The 15,946-nt window shown below is 52.1% G+C and carries 14 protein-coding genes, 1 rRNA gene and 3 pseudogenes; 12 read left to right on the top strand and 6 right to left on the bottom strand.

Annotation, left to right across the window (positions count from 1 at the left end):
- Nucleotides 1-19: 19 nt before the first annotated feature.
- Entirely contained in the window at nucleotides 20-928 is a 909-nt protein-coding gene (gene hslO, locus FGL10_RS10080; RefSeq protein WP_036470200.1) for an Hsp33 family molecular chaperone HslO, read from the bottom strand.
- Nucleotides 929-1,172: 244 nt separating this feature from the next.
- Between hslO and FGL10_RS10070 the strand changes: the two genes are divergently transcribed.
- The 11 genes and pseudogenes from FGL10_RS10070 to FGL10_RS10020 form a co-directional block, all read left to right on the top strand.
- The gene (locus FGL10_RS10070) at nucleotides 1,173-1,754 is read left to right on the top strand and encodes a C40 family peptidase (RefSeq protein ID WP_138251455.1); all 582 of its coding nucleotides are present in this window, start codon (nucleotides 1,173-1,175) and stop codon (nucleotides 1,752-1,754) included.
- An 18-nt stretch (nucleotides 1,755-1,772) separates the two neighbouring features.
- On the top strand, nucleotides 1,773-1,991 hold the full coding sequence (locus FGL10_RS10065; protein ID WP_003710652.1) for a hypothetical protein: 219 nt from the start codon (nucleotides 1,773-1,775) through the stop codon (nucleotides 1,989-1,991).
- Nucleotides 1,992-2,130: 139 nt separating this feature from the next.
- Nucleotides 2,131-2,478 (top strand): CidA/LrgA family protein, encoded by a 348-nt coding sequence (locus tag FGL10_RS10060; protein WP_003710651.1) that lies wholly within the window; start codon nucleotides 2,131-2,133, stop codon nucleotides 2,476-2,478.
- Complete coding sequence (locus FGL10_RS10055; protein ID WP_003710650.1) at nucleotides 2,475-3,167, top strand: LrgB family protein; 693 nt, start codon at nucleotides 2,475-2,477, stop codon at nucleotides 3,165-3,167. The genes FGL10_RS10060 and FGL10_RS10055 overlap by 4 nt, the downstream gene beginning before the upstream one ends.
- A gap of 65 nt (nucleotides 3,168-3,232) precedes the next feature.
- On the top strand, nucleotides 3,233-4,453 hold the full coding sequence (gene argJ, locus FGL10_RS10050) for a bifunctional glutamate N-acetyltransferase/amino-acid acetyltransferase ArgJ (protein ID WP_003710648.1): 1,221 nt from the start codon (nucleotides 3,233-3,235) through the stop codon (nucleotides 4,451-4,453).
- A gap of 70 nt (nucleotides 4,454-4,523) precedes the next feature.
- On the top strand, nucleotides 4,524-5,933 hold the full coding sequence (locus FGL10_RS10045; protein ID WP_003710646.1) for a chloride channel protein: 1,410 nt from the start codon (nucleotides 4,524-4,526) through the stop codon (nucleotides 5,931-5,933).
- A 189-nt stretch (nucleotides 5,934-6,122) separates the two neighbouring features.
- Complete coding sequence (hrpA, locus tag FGL10_RS10040; protein WP_003710645.1) at nucleotides 6,123-7,514, top strand: ATP-dependent RNA helicase HrpA; 1,392 nt, start codon at nucleotides 6,123-6,125, stop codon at nucleotides 7,512-7,514.
- 57 nt (nucleotides 7,515-7,571) lie between these two features.
- Nucleotides 7,572-8,622 (top strand): annotated as a pseudogene (locus tag FGL10_RS10035) (HindVP family restriction endonuclease).
- Nucleotides 8,619-9,611 carry a DNA cytosine methyltransferase gene (locus FGL10_RS10030; protein WP_003710638.1) on the top strand — a complete coding sequence of 331 codons (993 nt, stop codon included), beginning with the start codon at nucleotides 8,619-8,621 and terminating at the stop codon, nucleotides 9,609-9,611. Before FGL10_RS10035 ends, FGL10_RS10030 begins: the two are co-directional and overlap by 4 nt.
- 107 nt (nucleotides 9,612-9,718) lie before the next feature.
- Complete coding sequence (locus FGL10_RS10025; RefSeq protein WP_036475251.1) at nucleotides 9,719-12,625, top strand: DUF3418 domain-containing protein; 2,907 nt, start codon at nucleotides 9,719-9,721, stop codon at nucleotides 12,623-12,625.
- Nucleotides 12,607-12,818: pseudogene (locus FGL10_RS10020) on the top strand (succinyldiaminopimelate transaminase); the annotation flags it as partial. The gene FGL10_RS10025 and the pseudogene FGL10_RS10020, both read left to right, overlap by 19 nt.
- An 85-nt stretch (nucleotides 12,819-12,903) precedes the next feature.
- On the opposite strand, the gene FGL10_RS10015 reads toward FGL10_RS10020, so the two are convergent.
- Nucleotides 12,904-13,344, bottom strand: coding sequence for a hypothetical protein (locus FGL10_RS10015; protein ID WP_003710628.1), 441 nt, complete (start codon nucleotides 13,342-13,344; stop codon nucleotides 12,904-12,906).
- Nucleotides 13,345-13,489: 145 nt separating this feature from the next.
- Nucleotides 13,490-13,834: a hypothetical protein gene (locus FGL10_RS10010; RefSeq protein WP_003710626.1), complete on the bottom strand. Its 345-nt coding sequence runs from the start codon at nucleotides 13,832-13,834 to the stop codon at nucleotides 13,490-13,492.
- Nucleotides 13,835-14,353: 519 nt separating this feature from the next.
- Here FGL10_RS10010 and FGL10_RS10005 point away from each other — a divergent pair.
- Nucleotides 14,354-14,722 (top strand): 5'-nucleotidase, encoded by a 369-nt coding sequence (locus FGL10_RS10005; protein WP_003710619.1) that lies wholly within the window; start codon nucleotides 14,354-14,356, stop codon nucleotides 14,720-14,722.
- A gap of 6 nt (nucleotides 14,723-14,728) precedes the next feature.
- Here FGL10_RS10005 and FGL10_RS10000 read toward each other — a convergent pair whose 3' ends face one another.
- The 3 genes and pseudogenes from FGL10_RS10000 to rrf form a co-directional block, all read right to left on the bottom strand.
- Nucleotides 14,729-15,178 carry a type IV pilin protein gene (locus tag FGL10_RS10000; RefSeq protein ID WP_003710616.1) on the bottom strand — a complete coding sequence of 150 codons (450 nt, stop codon included), beginning with the start codon at nucleotides 15,176-15,178 and terminating at the stop codon, nucleotides 14,729-14,731.
- A gap of 87 nt (nucleotides 15,179-15,265) precedes the next feature.
- Nucleotides 15,266-15,732 (bottom strand): annotated as a pseudogene (locus FGL10_RS12675) (helix-hairpin-helix domain-containing protein).
- Nucleotides 15,733-15,766: 34 nt separating this feature from the next.
- Nucleotides 15,767-15,880: ribosomal RNA gene (gene rrf / locus FGL10_RS09990) — 5S ribosomal RNA — on the bottom strand.
- Between the last annotated feature and the right edge of the window lie 66 nt (nucleotides 15,881-15,946).

Here is a 15,946-nt window from a genome sequence, read left to right as displayed (position 1 = left end):
TTATCCTTGTTGCTCAAGATTATTGGACGGTATGCCGGGGCAGCCCTTTGGCAACGCCGACCACATCCTCTCCGAACAGGGCGTTGACATCGGTTTCGTCAAACACGTATTTGCTGTGGCAGAAGTCGCAATCAATCTCGATGCTGCCTTGTTCCGCCACCACGCCGCCGACTTCTTCCCCGCCCAGCATCAGCAGCATATCGCTGACCTTGCCCCGCGAACAGGTGCACGAAAATTCAAACGTTTCCGGCGCGAACACGCGCGGCGGCGTTTCGTGGAACAGGCGGTACAAAACATGTTGCGCATCCAATTCTACCAGCTCCTCCGCCGTCAGTGTGCGCGCCAGCGTGCTGACGTGTTCCCACGCCCCTTCATCCGACACCGCTTCGGGCAGACGCTGCACCAGCAGACCGCCCGCCGCTTCATCGCCTGCAGACAGGACGATGTGCGTATCAAGCTGTTCGGAACGTTTCATATAGTTCACCAACATTTGCGCGATACTGTCGCCTTCCAAAGGCACTACGCCCTGCCAGGGTTCGCCGTCTTTGGGCTGCAGCGTCAGCACGAATACGCCGTTGCCGCCCAAAAGGTCGCCGAGGCTTTCGTCATCGGCTATTTCTGCGGTTTCGTCCCACCGCGCGGTCGCACGGACGGTACGGTCGGAAGCCGCTTCCGCAACCAGCATTTTCAGCCGCCCCTGCCCCTGAACCTGCACAATCAGCGTGCCTTCGTTTTTCAAATTGCCCGACAGCAACACACCCGCCGCCAACAGCTCGCCCAAGGCGCGGCGGATGGCGGCGGGATAGTTTTTCTGTTTTACAATGTGCTGCCACACGTTTTCCAGACGGACGTGCAGCCCGCGCACGGGCATATCGTCGAAAATAAAGCGGGTACGCGCATCGGCGCAATCGGCAGGCGTTCGGTTCATCATTTTCCCTGACTGGTTATTCGGATGGCGGCTATATGGTTGCGGTCGGCGCGAAAACAAGGTCGGGCTGCGGACGCGCCTGTCCGGATATTTGATAAAACAAACAAAATCAACAGATTAACTAAATCTAACAAGCCGTTTTTTGCCAAACGCCTGTTTTTTTATATACAATCAACAAGATATTTTTAATTGATACAGCATAACATCGCACGGCGGTATGATGCCCCTGCACGGAAACGCCGATATGGATTCTTTTCTCAAGACGGTCGTTTTGGCGGTATTGTGGTCGGTATTTGCCGCCCGTCCCGCCTTTGCCGACGAGTTGACCAACCTGCTCAGCACCCGCGAGCAGATTCTCAAACAGTTTGCCGAAAACGAACAGCCCGTTTTACCCGTCAACCAAGCCCCCGACCGGCGGGCGGGCAATGCCGACGAACTCATCGGCAGCGCGATGGGGCTCTTGGGCATCGCCTACCGCTACGGCGGCACATCGGTCGCCACCGGTTTCGACTGCAGCGGCTTTATGCAGCACATCTTCAGACGCGCGATGGGCATCAACCTGCCGCGCACGTCGGCAGAACAGGCGCGGATGGGCTTCCCCGTTTCCCGGAGCGAATTGCAGCCCGGGGATATGGTGTTTTTCCGCACTCTGGGCGGCAGCCGCATTTCCCACGTCGGGCTCTACATCGGCAACGACCGCTTCATCCACGCGCCGCGCACGGGGAAAAATATCGAAATCACCAGCCTGAGCCACAAATATTGGAGCAGCAAATATGCGTTCGCCCGCCGGGTCAAGAAAAACGACCCGTCCCGCTTTTTGAACTGATTTTCCAAGGAATACGCAATGAGTATGCCCGAAATGCCCAAATGGTACGATGATGGCGGACAAATCGTATCCTGTACCGAAAAGGTCAAAGTAATGTCCGAGAATATGGCCGAACTGTACCAGACGGCACAAGATGCGTTTGAAGACGCGTTGCTGATGGGGTGCGGCGAAAACCAGTTGCGCGCTTACCTGCACACGCTGATCGAGGGCTTGGAAAACCCTTACTGCAAAGCTTAAACAGGGCAGGCGCGATGCGGCACGGTTCGTCCGTGCCGTTTTCCGTTTCCGCCTTCCGGCTTTTCAGACGGCATAAATACCGTTATGATTAAACAATTAACAAAATAAATCATACCACGCCGGCATCCGGACACCCGCTATGAACATCATCCGCGCACTACTCATCATCCTCGGCTGCCTCGCCGCCGGCGAAGCCGCCGTTTTCCTTGCAGGCATCAAACTGCCCGGCAGCATTATCGGTATGGGCATCCTGTTTTTCATGCTTCAGGCAGGATGGGTTCAAGCCGCGTGGCTGCAAGAATTGACCGACGCGCTGATGGCAAACTTAACGCTGTTCCTCGTACCGCCCTGCGTCGCCGTCATCAGCTACTTGGATTTGATTGCCGAAGGCTGGTTTCCCATCCTGACCGCCACCGCCGCCAGCACGCTGTGCGTCCTAATCGTTACCGGCAAAGTCCACCGCCTGATACGGGGTATTATCCGATGAACGAAATCCTCAGGCAGCCCAGCATCCTGCTTTTCCTCACGCTTGCCGTGTACGCGCTCGCCATCATTGTCAGAAAGCGCACGGGCAACATCTTCTGCAACCCCGTACTCGTCAGCACCGTGGTGCTGATTGCCTACCTGAAAATCCTCGACATCGATTATGCGGTGTACCACAACGCCGCACAGTTTATCGATTTCTGGCTCAAGCCCGCCGTCGTCGTGCTTGCCGTACCGCTCTACCAAAACCGCCGTAAAATCTTCAACCAGTGGCTGCCCGTCATCGTTTCGCAACTTGCGGGCAGCATTACGGGCATCGTTACGGGAATGTATTTCGCCAAATGGCTGGGGGCGGGGCACGAAGTCGTCCTCTCGCTTGCCGCCAAATCCGTGACCAACCCCATCGCCATCGAAATTACCCGTTCCATCGGCGGCATTCCCGCCATTACCGCCGCCACCGTCATCATCGCCGGTCTCGTCGGGCAGATTGCCGGTTACAAAATGTTGAAAAACACGGTCGTTATGCCCTCGTCGGTCGGAATGTCGCTCGGCACGGCCTCGCACGCGATGGGCATCGCCGCCTCGCTCGAACGCAGCCGGCGTATGGCGGCATACGCGGGATTAGGCTTAACCCTCAACGGCGTATTAACCGCACTCATCGCCCCGTTGATGATACCCCTTTTAGAATTTTGAAACCGCTTCAGACGGCATAGGCAGACGATGCCGTCTGAACACCGCACGACACAAGGAGAACCGTTATGGCTGTCAAACTGACCGAAAAAACCGCCGAACAACTCTACGGCATCGACGGCATCACCCTTTATACCGCCCAAGCCGGCATCAAAAAACCCGATCAAAACGACCTGACGCTGATCGACATAGCCGCCGGCAGCACCGTCGGGGCAGTGTTTACAAGCAACCGCTTCTGCGCCGCCCCCGTCCGCGTCGCCAAATCGCACCTTTTCGACGAAGACGGCGTGCGCGCCCTGATTATCAACACGGGCAATGCCAATGCCGGCACCGGCGAACAAGGCAGGCAGGACGCTTTGGCGGTTTGCGCCGCCGCCGCCGGATGGGCGGGCTGTTTGCCCAATCAGGTATTACCCTTTTCCACCGGCGTGATTCTCGAGCCGCTGCCCGCCGATAAAATCATCGCCGCCCTGCCCAAAATGCAGCCTGCCTTTTGGGACGTTGCGGCACGCGCCATTATGACTACCGACACCGTGCCCAAAGCCGCATCGCGCGAAGGCAAAGTCGGCGAAAAGCACACCGTCCGCGCCACCGGCATCGCCAAAGGCTCCGGTATGATTCATCCGAATATGGCGACGATGCTCGCCTTTATCGCCACCGATGCCAAAGTTTCCCAGCCCGTCCTCCAACTGATGACGCAGGAAATCGCCGACGAAACCTTCAACACCATCACCGTTGACGGCGACACCAGCACCAACGACAGCTTCGTCATCATCGCCACCGGCAAAAACAGCCAAAGCGAAATCGACAACATCGCCGACCCGCGTTACGCCCAACTCAAAGAATTGTTGTGCAGCCTCGCGCTCGAACTCGCCCAAGCCATCGTCCGCGACGGCGAGGGTGCGACCAAGTTCATCACCATCGAAGTGCAAAACGCCAAAACCCGCGAAGAGGCGCGCCAAGCCGCCTACGCCGTGGCACGTTCGCCGCTGGTCAAAACCGCCTTTTTCGCCTCCGACCCCAACCTCGGCAGGCTGCTCGCCGCCATCGGTTATGCCGGCATTGCCGACCTCGACACCGGCCTCGTGGAAATGTATCTCGACGATATCCTGGTTGCCGAACACGGCGGACGCGCCGCAAGCTACACCGAGGCGCAAGGACAGGCGGTGATGGCGAAAGACGAAATCACCGTCCGCATCAAGCTGCATCGCGGACAGGCCGCCGCCACCGTCTATACCTGCGACCTGTCGCACGGATACGTCTCCATCAACGCCGACTACCGCTCCTAAACCCGCCGGCCTTCAGACGGCATCGCCGGCAGGCAGGCCGTCTGAAAGCCGCTTTTCCCGCCACCGCCTTATGTTCCGCACACTTATCCGCAATCTACGCCGCAAAATCCGCCAAACCCGCCGCATTTCGCGCAAAAGCATCGCCTTTATGTTCCTTCTGGCAGGCTCCGCGCTTGTCGCCCTGACCGCGCTGTTTTTCGCCCGCCTTGCCGACTACGCCCTCGAACTGAATGCCGCGTGGGTGCAAAAATACCCGTGGTTCGCGTGGGTCGCGCTTCCTTTGGGTTTGCCTCTGATTGCGTGGTTCACACGCAAATTCGCCCCCTTTACCGCCGGCAGCGGTATTCCGCAAGTCATCGCCTCGCTGTCGCTGCCCTACGGCGCACAAAAAACACGGCTGCTCCGCCTCAAACCGACACTGCTGAAAATCCCGCTGACCTTTTTGGGTATGCTGTTCGGCGCGTCCATCGGGCGCGAAGGCCCGTCCGTCCAAGTCGGCGCGGCAGTGATGGGCGCGTGGGGCGCATGGTGCAAAAAACACGGTTTGGCATTCAAAGGGATGCAGGAAAACGATTTGATGGCGGCGGGCGCGGCGGGCGGCTTGGCAGCCGCATTCAACGCGCCTTTGGCAGGCGTGATTTTCGCCATTGAGGAACTCGGGCGCGGCATTATGCTGCGTTGGGAGCGGCAGATTCTTTTGGGCGTGCTCGCCTCCGGCTTCATACAGGTCGCCATTCAGGGAAACAACCCGTATTTTTCCGGTTTCAACGGCGGCGTGTTGGAAAATATTTTGATGTGGGTCGTGGCGGCCGGGCTGGTTTGCGGCGCGGCGGGCGGTCTGTTCGGACGGCTGCTCTATCAGGGCGCGGAGGCATTTTCCCCGCGCAAAATCCAAGGCTTCGTCCGCAACCGTCCGTTGCTGCTCGCGGCTGTCATGGGGCTGCTGCTTGCCGCGTTGGGCACGCTTTATCAGGGCAAAACCTACGGCACCGGCTACCACGAGGCCGCACAGGCGTTGCACGGCGTTTACGAAGCCCCCTTCGGTCTGGCGGCGGCGAAATGGCTCGCCACCGTATTCAGCTATTGGGCAGGCATTCCGGGCGGCATTTTCACTCCCTCGCTGACCATAGGCGCATTCTTAGGCGAACATATCGCCTCCGCCGCCGACGTATCCGCCGGTGCAAACATCATCGTCCTCATCTGCATGGCGGCATTTCTGGCGGGCGCGACACAATCCCCGATTACCTCCGCCGTCATCGTTATGGAAATGACCGGCGGGCAAAGCCTGCTGTTTTGGATGCTGATTGCCTGCATTTTCGCCTCGCAGGTTTCGCGCCAGTTTTCGCCGCAGCCGTTTTACCACGCATCGGGAATGCGTTTCCGCCGGCGCGTGCTTCAAGAAACCGCCGCCCAAACCGGCAATGCGCCTGCCGGACTGCAAGCCGCAAACAGCAAAGCGGGAATGCCGTCTGAAAATTAAAACGTCCCCCGATCAAACGCCGGCAGCCGCCTTGATTTGAATACCGTTCCGCCGCCGCTTGAAATTTCAGCAACAATGCCGTCTGAACGACAGAATGCGGTTTTCAGACGGCATTGCCCCATCCCGATATTGCCCGAACCCAACCAAAGCGTTTGCTATAATTTCATTTTTACCGTACCCGCACCAATCATGTTTCCCGATTTCTCCCAAACCCTCTCCAAAGACCGCCACTTCCTGCAATCCGCCTTCAAAAATCCCAACAAATACGGCGGTTTGTCCAAAGTCGAAGAAAAATACCGGAAATCGCACGAAATCTTTTTGAAGCGTTTGGCAGCATTGCCCAAACCCGAGTTCGACAACACCTTGCCTGTTCACGAAAAACTCGAAGAAATCAAAAAAACCATTGCCGAGAATCAGATAACGATTATTTGCGGCGAAACCGGTTCGGGCAAAACCACGCAGTTGCCCAAGATTTGTTTGGAACTAGGACGCGGGGCGGCGGGTTTGATCGGACATACCCAGCCGCGCCGTTTGGCGGCACGTTCCGTAGCGGAGCGGATTGCCGAAGAATTGAAATCGGAAATCGGCAGCGCGGTGGGCTATAAGGTGCGTTTTACCGACCACACGTCGCGCGATGCCTGCGTCAAGCTGATGACCGACGGCATCCTGCTGGCGGAAACGCAGACCGACCGTTATCTCGCCGCCTACGACACGATTATCATCGACGAAGCGCACGAGCGCAGCCTGAACATCGACTTCCTCTTGGGCTATTTGAAACAACTGCTGCCGCGCCGCCCCGATTTGAAAATCATCATCACCTCGGCAACCATAGACGCAGAACGCTTCTCCCGACACTTCAACGGCGCGCCTGTTTTAGAAGTAAGCGGGCGCACCTATCCCGTCGAAATCCTCTACCGCCCGCTGACCGGCAAAGACGAAGACGATGCAGAAGTCGAGCTGACCGACGCAATTGTCGATGCAGCCGACGAATTGGCGTGCTACGGCGAAGGCGATATCTTGGTATTCCTGCCGGGCGAGCGCGAAATCCGCGAAGCCGCCGAAGCCCTGCGCAAATCTACACTGCGCCGCAACGACGAAATCCTGCCCCTGTTCGCACGCCTGTCCCACGCCGAACAGCACAAAATCTTCCACCCTTCAGGCGCGAAACGCCGTATCGTGTTGGCAACCAACGTCGCCGAAACCTCGCTCACCGTGCCGGGCATCAAATACGTCATCGACACCGGCCTCGCGCGCGTCAAACGCTATTCCGCACGGGCAAAAGTAGAGCAGCTTCATGTCGAAAAAATCTCCCAAGCCGCCGCCCGCCAACGCTCCGGCCGCTGCGGACGCGTCTCCGCAGGCGTATGTATCCGACTGTTTTCAGAAGAAGATTTCAACAGCCGCACCGAATTCACCGACCCCGAAATCGTCCGCAGCAACCTCGCCGCCGTCATCCTGCGCATGGCATCGCTGAACCTGGGCGATGTGGCGGCATTCCCGTTTTTAGAAATGCCCGATTCGCGGTATATCAATGATGGGTTTCAGGTGTTGCTGGAATTGGGTGCGGTGGAGGCCGTCTGAAAGCAAAAAATAGCCTACACTCTATAACCTGCATCATATGAATTGAAGGATAAGTATATGGTTAATAAACCGCGTTTATTTGGATTAACCAACTCAAACCGAGATTTTTCTTTAAAAGATACTTGGGGAAAAAATCAATTTAATTCATCATTTCCCATTGCATTATGCTGCTATATGGCAAGTAAAGAGATTGATGTCAACTACTTGATTTCAAAAAATAATCAAATTAAATGTCAATCCATTTCTGTCAATGAAGTCTTTGGTGTCGAAGCAGATAGCCAAGATATATTTTTTGCATTTGAAACCGCCCACACACCTTTTGCAAAATATGTAGTCGGGTCATTGCCAAGAACGGATATTGTTATTCAAAATATCCGTACGGGGCAGTGTTTGACAGGTTTGGAGATAAAGTTTGCCGGACCATACGACATGCCATCTGTCTGATGAATTTTTTGGTAGCGAAATTGTTATACGCCCTGATAGCATAGTTTATTTGGCTTGTAGCATTGCTGAAAATTTTGGTCAAAATTTGAATGAGTTGATTGTTGCGTCTGAAATTTCAGGAGAGACAGATTGGTCCGATCCAAAACAGGTTATTCCTCTTTTCAACGATATTTCTATCACTTTAAATAACCTATGCAGAAATGAAACTGCTATTCAAAAGCCATTTTTAATACAACCAGTTTGGAAAACCATAGGGAAATCTCCCAGATTGGCGGAAAATTGTTTGGATGTATTTGTATGGAGTGATTTGGCTTTTGTTAGGTTTATACTTTCTATTGCTGATTTATCTGAAAATTGTTTAAAAATTACGCGACCAACCCGTACGGCAATTTGGCTGTATAAAATGCTATTGGATATTTGTCAAAATGGGAAATTCAACCATGAACAAATTATTGATACCTGCTCTTTCAATACAAAAAATGATAAGGCATTTTCTTCATCAGGGCAGATAACTAATCCGTTTATGAAAAGCACAAGGTTAGAAACACCGATTATTTTAAAATCAGAAATTAAAAAAATTATTTTAGGCGGGGGACAGGAATTGCTCAGCCCCGAAAGACGTTTTGATGCCATTCTTTATAATTCTCCCGAGTTGTTCTTATGAAATGTATTGATTTATTTGCAGGTTGTGGCGGTTTGTCTTTAGGATTTGAGCAGGCAGGCTTCGAAGTTTGTGCAGCTTTTGAAAAATGGGATAAGGCAATCGATATTTATAGAAAAAATTTTAATCACCCTGTCTACGAGACTGATTTAACCGATGAGCAAACAGCAATTTCACAAATTTCGAATTATCAACCTGATTTGATTATGGGCGGCCCGCCCTGCCAAGATTTTTCCAGTGCAGGAAAAAGAGATGTTACTTTGGGGCGTGCTGATTTAACTTATCATTTTGCCAATATCGTCTGTTCAGCCCACCCAACTTGGTTTGTGATGGAAAATGTAGAGCAAATTAAAAAGAGCCATATTTTGCATGATGTGATTAAACAATTCATGCAGGCAGATTATGGGCTGACTTCCGTTATTTTAGATGCTTCCTATTGTGGTGTGCCGCAAGCGAGAACCCGTTTTTTCTTAATAGGAAAATTGGGGGAAGAACATAATTTCCTTACACCGATTTTAACTGATCGTTTGGCGGAAAAACCGATGACAGTCCGAGATTATTTGGGTAATTCTTTAAATCTCGAACATTATTACCGCCACCCGAGAAACTATAATCGACGCGGTATATTCTCTATTGACGAACCCAGTCCGACAATTCGTGGGGTTAACCGTCCTATTCCCAAAGGTTATCGACTGAATAATTGCGACCCGCAAGGCATTGAGTTATCCGAAGTCCGACCACTTACTACCATAGAGCGCAGTTATATCCAAACTTTTCCAGAAGATTTTGTATTTGCGGGCACAAAAACAGATTTGGAACAGATGATAGGAAATGCGGTACCTGTTAATTTGGCTAAGTTTATTGCTGAATCTATCCGGAATTTTATAGAAAACCCACTTGTGAAAGGGTATGAAAATACAGATTTATTTGAAATAAAAGATAACTGTTTCATGTTGGCTGAAAAGGCCTTGCATAGAGATATAAGATATTAAGTCTGAATTATATTTAAGGTTTCATATCAAACCAGTACGGCACAAAAAAGCAGCCTGCACTTTTCAAATTGCCTTCCTATTTTCACAATCCCTTCTAAAACAATATGATGCAAGACACCAAAGATTTTTCAGGTAACCTGAAAGCCGCCCCATCCGATACTCCCCGCTACCGCCTGACCAAACTCGGCGAACAGATGGCGCGCCTGCCCATCGATCCCAAAATCGCGCGCATTTTGCTGGCGGCGAAGAAACACGACTGCATGGCGGAAATATTGGTGATTGCGTCCGCGCTGTCGATTCAAGACCCGCGCGAGCGGCCGTTGGAAGCGCGCGATGCCGCCGCCAAGGCGCACGAGCGTTTTACCGACAAGCAATCCGACTTCCTTGCCTACTTGAACATTTGGGACAGCTTCCAGCGCGAGCGCGACAAAGGTTTGTCCAACAAGCAGCTGGTGCAGTGGTGCCGCCAATATTTTCTGTCGCACCTGCGTATGCGCGAATGGCGCGAGCTGCACCACCAGCTTGCCCAAACTGCGATTGAAATGGGTTTGACCACCAAAGAAGCCGCGTTTAGGCAACCTCCTACCCAAGAGCAATTAAGGCCGTCTGAAAGCCAAGGCGACCAAGATTTGGCGGCCAAGCTCAAACAAAAACAACTGGACAAGAAACAACACCGCGCCCAAATCCGAGCCGCCAAAGAAGCAGGCTACGAACAAATCCACCGCGCCCTGCTGACCGGCCTCATCGCCAACGTCGGCATGAAATCTCCCGACGGCAACGACTATACCGGCGCGCGCGGCAGCCGCTTCCACCTTTTCCCCGCCTCCGCCCTGTTCAAAGCCAAACCCAAATGGGTGATGGCGGCAGAATTGGTTGAAACCACGCGCCTTTACGCGCGCGATGTCGCCGTCATCCAGCCCGAATGGATAGAGCAGGAAGCGCCGCACCTCGTCCGCTATCATTATTTCGAGCCGCACTGGGAGCAAAAACGCGGCGAAGTCGTCGCCAGCGAACGCGTGACGCTCTACGGCCTGACCGTATTGCCGCGCCGCCCCGTGTCCTACGGCAGAATCGCCCCCGAAGAAGCGCGCGAGATCTTTATCCGCAGCGCATTGGTGGCGCAGGAATGCGATTTGAAGGCAGACTTTTTTGCCCACAACAAAAAGCTGATTAAGGAAATTACCGAACTCGAACACAAATCGCGCAAGCAAGACGTATTGGTCAATGACGAAGCCCTGTTTGCGTTTTATAACGAACGCCTGCCCGATTTTTATACGGCGGACACGGTTTCAGACGACCTTCATCCTGCAAATCCGCAGCAAACTACCCCCTCCCTCGTGGGGGAGGGCTGGGGAGAGGGCAAAACAGTTGCCACACAAACCAACTTTTCCGCAACCGCAGCAAACCCTCTCCCTAACCCTCTCCCGCAGGAGAGGGAACAGAGTGCCGCAGCTTCAACAGTTTCAGACGACCCCAAAACCAATAAGCAGCCTGCACCTCAAAAAGGCTGTCTGAAACCTCTGCCCCTTGCCGATATCCGCACCTTCCAAGCCTGGCTCAAAACCGCCGAACGCGACAATCCGCGCCTGCTGTTCCTCAGCCGCGACGATTTGATGCAACACGCCGCCGCGCACATTACCGAAGAGCAGTTCCCCAAATTCTGGCAAACCGCAGACGGCAAGTTCAAACTTTCCTACCGCTTCGAGCCGCACCATCCGCTCGACGGTGTGACCATGACCGTGCCGCTGACCGTCCTCAACCGCCTGCACGCGCCGTCGCTCGAATGGCTGGTGCCCGGTATGTTACGCGAAAAAATCCAGCTGCTGATTAAAGCACTGCCGAAGCAAATCCGCCGCATTTGTGTGCCCGTGCCCGATTTCATCACCAAATTCCTCGAAAGCAATCCCGACCGCCAAGCGGCCATCATTCCCCAGTTGGCGCACTTTATCGCCAAAAGCGCAGGCGATATGCGGATTCTCGAGCAAATCGACCAAGACGCATGGGCGGCGCAAGAATTGCCCGAACACTGCTATCTGAATCTGCGCATTGTCGACGACGGCGGACAAGAGCTTGCCGGCGGCCGCAAACTGCACGAATTGCAACAACAACTCGGCCAAGCCGCCGCCGTTACCTTCCGCGACAACACCCAAGAATTCGAGCGCGACAACGTTACTGCATGGGACATCGGCACCCTGCCCGAATCCATCAAATTCGCCCGCGGCAAACAACAGCTCACCGGTTACCTCGGCCTGCAAAAAGAAAAAGACGGCCGCATCGCCCTGCGCCTGTTTGACACCACCGAAGCCGCCGAGCAGGCACACCGTCAAGGCGTAATCGAATTGATGAAGCTGCAATTAAAAGAGCAGGTAAAAGATTTGAACAAAGGCATCCAAGGTTTCACCCAAGCCGCCATGCTGCTCAAACACATCAACGCCGACACCCTGCGCGACGACCTCACCCAAGCCGTCTGCGACCGCGCCTTTATCGGCGAAGACGAGCTGCCGCGCAACGAAAAAGCCTTCAAAGAGCAAATCAAACGCGCCCGCAGCCGCCTGCCCGCCGTCAAAGAAGCCCTCAGCCGCTACCTGCAGGAAACCGCCGCCGCCTACGCCGAACTCAACGGCAAACTCGGCAAACACCCATTGACCCACCTCATGCGCCAACGCCTGCAAACCCTGCTTGCCGCCGGCTTCGCCACCCGCACCCCGTGGGCACAATGGCCGCGCCTCCCCATCTACCTCAAAGCCATGACCCTGCGCCTTGAAAAATACAGCAGCAACCCCGCCCGCGACGCAGCCCGCGAAGCCGATATTCGAGAGCTGGAACAAATGTGGCAGGAAAAAACAGACAGCCTGATCAAACAAGGCCTCCCCATTTCAGACGGCCTTGCAGGGTTTAAATGGATGATTGAAGAATTGAGGGTATCGCTGTTCGCGCAGGAATTGAAGACACCTTATCCGGTGTCGGTGAAGAGGTTATTGAAGGTGTGGGAGAGTCTTATTATCTCTGGCTGAAAGTGCCTGACGGGGACGATTTAAAACTATGGCTCACAAGGCAGCGATACAGGTTCTGCAGAGATGCCTTTTGGCGCGGGATACGCCGAACGGCAATCTGAGCAAGGGTTATATGCGCATCGCCCTGATGGCGGGCGTGGAAGAATGCGTGGAAGGTGCGCGGCGGATGGTTGCGCCATTCCGGCACGATTGAATATAAGGATTTGAGGCCGTCTGAAAACCGCTCGGAGCTTCGGGTGGCGCATTTTCAGACGGTCTTTGCAATCCTTCCTCAGACATTAGCCTGCTGCGTTCTTTTTTCCTTCGGAAATTTCGTAAACCGCCAGCGCGGGTAGGGCTAAATACACAATATTCGCAATCAGTTTAAGGTAAAGGTTTATATTTGGCAAGGAGACCACGGTCATCACACAGGCCACATGCACAATACCCAAAACAATCACTGCCGCATGAAGGGACTCGTTCCGTTCGTGCCATTTTGTCAGCATCCAAAGAAGAAGCATGGTTGCCGTACACATGCCTATGCCGAATAGAATGTTGTGAAGACAGCTAAGAGCACCGCTGGCCATTATTACAGATATTTCCAAGCAAATCAGAACGAACACCAAAGCAGAAAAACTCCCATACTGCCAACCCAATTTACAGAAGCCTTTACGCAAAGGAAATAATAATAATAAAAATGTTGCAGCAAAAACAATGCCGATTACAATCCATCCGTTCATTTTTTAGTCCCTCCAAGTCCGGTCGGGTCAGGAATAACATCAAATAATTTGTATTTTCCGTTCAGTCCGAAGAAGCATTTACAGATTTGCCATCAGCCATACATCTGAAGATGTACGGCTGATGGCATTGGTATTTTCAATGTTTTCAGCGCAAAAAAACATCAGCACATTCTTTCCTGTCCTTTTGGTATAGAGACATAAAATCTGTATCCGAACCTATAACCAATCCTTTGAGTAAACGGTTTTCAAGTTTTCTACCCTGGCATTCACACAATTTTTTTATAAGTGGCGTTGAAGCTAGCTTTTGCCTTTGGTCTTCATCCAGACCCTCTTTAGCTGCGCCATCATCTATATCTTTATAGCAAGCTTCTGTTACCATTTGTCTGGCTTTAGCTGCCTTTGCCTTTGCCGTTAGGCTTAGGTTGTCGGCACCGGCGGCTGCGGCAGTTCCAATCGACAATAATGCAACTGCCAATAAAAAATTCTTCATAACATTTCCTTTAAATAAAAGTTTTAGGAAATGTTATTTTATGTTTTGCGGGGGGGCAAGTATTTTTTTGTATACTTTAGTTATTTGTTGTAAATAATATTGTATTGAGAGTTTGAGTGAAGGAAGTTAAGGCCGTCTGAAAACATTTTCAGACGGTCTGCCCGCATTTAAATCCTTATCCGGGCTTACCGTCCAAGCACGGTGGGATGTAACGCTATGCATATAGCGAAGCGGTGAACAACACGCCCAAAGAGCTCAAGCTGTGCAGGTAGGAGGTCGGATGCACGGTCAACATGACTACGGTCAGTGTACGGAAAAACAATGCAAAAACCATCAGGTAGAAGGCGTTAGGTATCAGTTTCAGCGTGGGGTAGAGCTGGCGGCATTAAAGAAAGATGCTGTCTGGTTTTTTCAGACGGCATTATAAAATCTGTTTAACCTTTCAGATTAGTAATGTACACTCCGATACAATTTTTGCTACCATGCTCCATAAATCCACGGCTAAAGATATCCTTACTTATGTCCTATGATTTATCGAAACGACTTGTAATCGGCTTAGCATCAAGCGCACTATTCGACTTATCTGAATCGGATAATATATTTAGAACAGAAGGGGCAGAAACCTATAGGCAATATCAGAGGGAAAAACAAAACCATCCCCTAAAAGAAGGCGTTGCCTTTCCATTTATTAAGAAACTTCTGTCAATCAATGAAATAAACCCAAACGACCCATCGATTGAAGTTATTCTTTTATCCAAAAACAATCCAGATACCGGATTACAAATCATGAATCCGATAGAAGCCTATAGGCTTAATATTGCACGAGCCTCATTTCTTCAAGACAGAAACCCGCACAGATGCATTAAAACACTATCGATTGATTTGTAAGCAAGCCTACTTAAGTAACTTGCAGTCCTTATCGTTACCTTTAAAATAATCTAGTCCGTCATCGCACGAACTGGCGGACTTCTTGCAAATAAAGGTTACCGAATTCTCATTCATCTTAATAATAAAAGGATTTTTATCTTTATCTATGGCTACCGCCTTTAACATGAACTTACTATCTAAAGCCCCACGCGCAATTCCATTCAAACGGATACAAAAGCCTTCTGCCTCTTTAATCGGCAAACTTGGCCATTTAGTAGATGTTTGTTTAAACCTCCCATTCTGCAGATAAAACTTTTCCATAAAATGTGCATTTTCTAACAAAGCCGCCCGCACTGCATTTATCTTTGCTTTCTCAACATAATTGCGATAGCTCGGATAAACAATTAAAGCAAGTACAGACAATATCAAGACCACTGATATTAATTCAACCAGCGTAAACCCCCGATTATCAGTCATTACTTTACTTCCAATAAGAACAGATTATTCAACATATTTCTTTGAACAGACTTACTATCCCATTCAGCAGTATGCATATTTCCCACTCTATTTTTTAGCGGCGGGCGTTGCCGGTTTGGCGGGGGCCTTGGGCGCGGGCGCGCCGACCGAGGCCTGGTCCCTCAGCTTCGCCAGCACCGCGGGGCCGATACCCTTAACTTTCGTCAAATCGTCCACAGACTTAAACGCGCCGTTTTGCGCACGGTATTCCGCAATGGCCTTCGCCTTTGCAGGGCCTATCCCCGGCAGCGCCTCCAGCTCCTGCTGCGAGGCGGTATTGACGTTTACCGCCGCAAAGGAGAAGGCGCAGGAGAACAGCATACAGAACAGCACAAACATCTTCTTCATGGTTTTTCCTTTAAAGGTTGCAAACAATAAAACCGCATCCTGCGGACGATAAAACGCGCCATTCTAAAATGAATATCCAAAAGTTTCAAGCCGTTCCTCCGCAAACCCGGCCGGACACCGTACGGATACCGTCCCGCCACCCCCGACATTTTTTCCGCACAAAGCAAAGACCCCCGGATTCCGGGGGTCTTCTGAATGGGTGTTTGGCAGTGACCTACTTTCGCATGGAAGAACCACACTATCATCGGCGCTGAGTCGTTTCACGGTCCTGTTCGGGATGGGAAGGCGTGGGACCAACTCGCTATGGCCGCCAAACTCAAACTGTTACAAATCGGTAAAGCCTTAATCAATATATTCGGTGATGACTGAATCAGCCGGTAA

The organism is Neisseria lactamica, assembly GCF_901482445.1.
Taxonomy (GTDB): domain Bacteria; phylum Pseudomonadota; class Gammaproteobacteria; order Burkholderiales; family Neisseriaceae; genus Neisseria; species Neisseria lactamica.
This window is presented reverse-complemented; position numbering and strand designations above follow the sequence as displayed.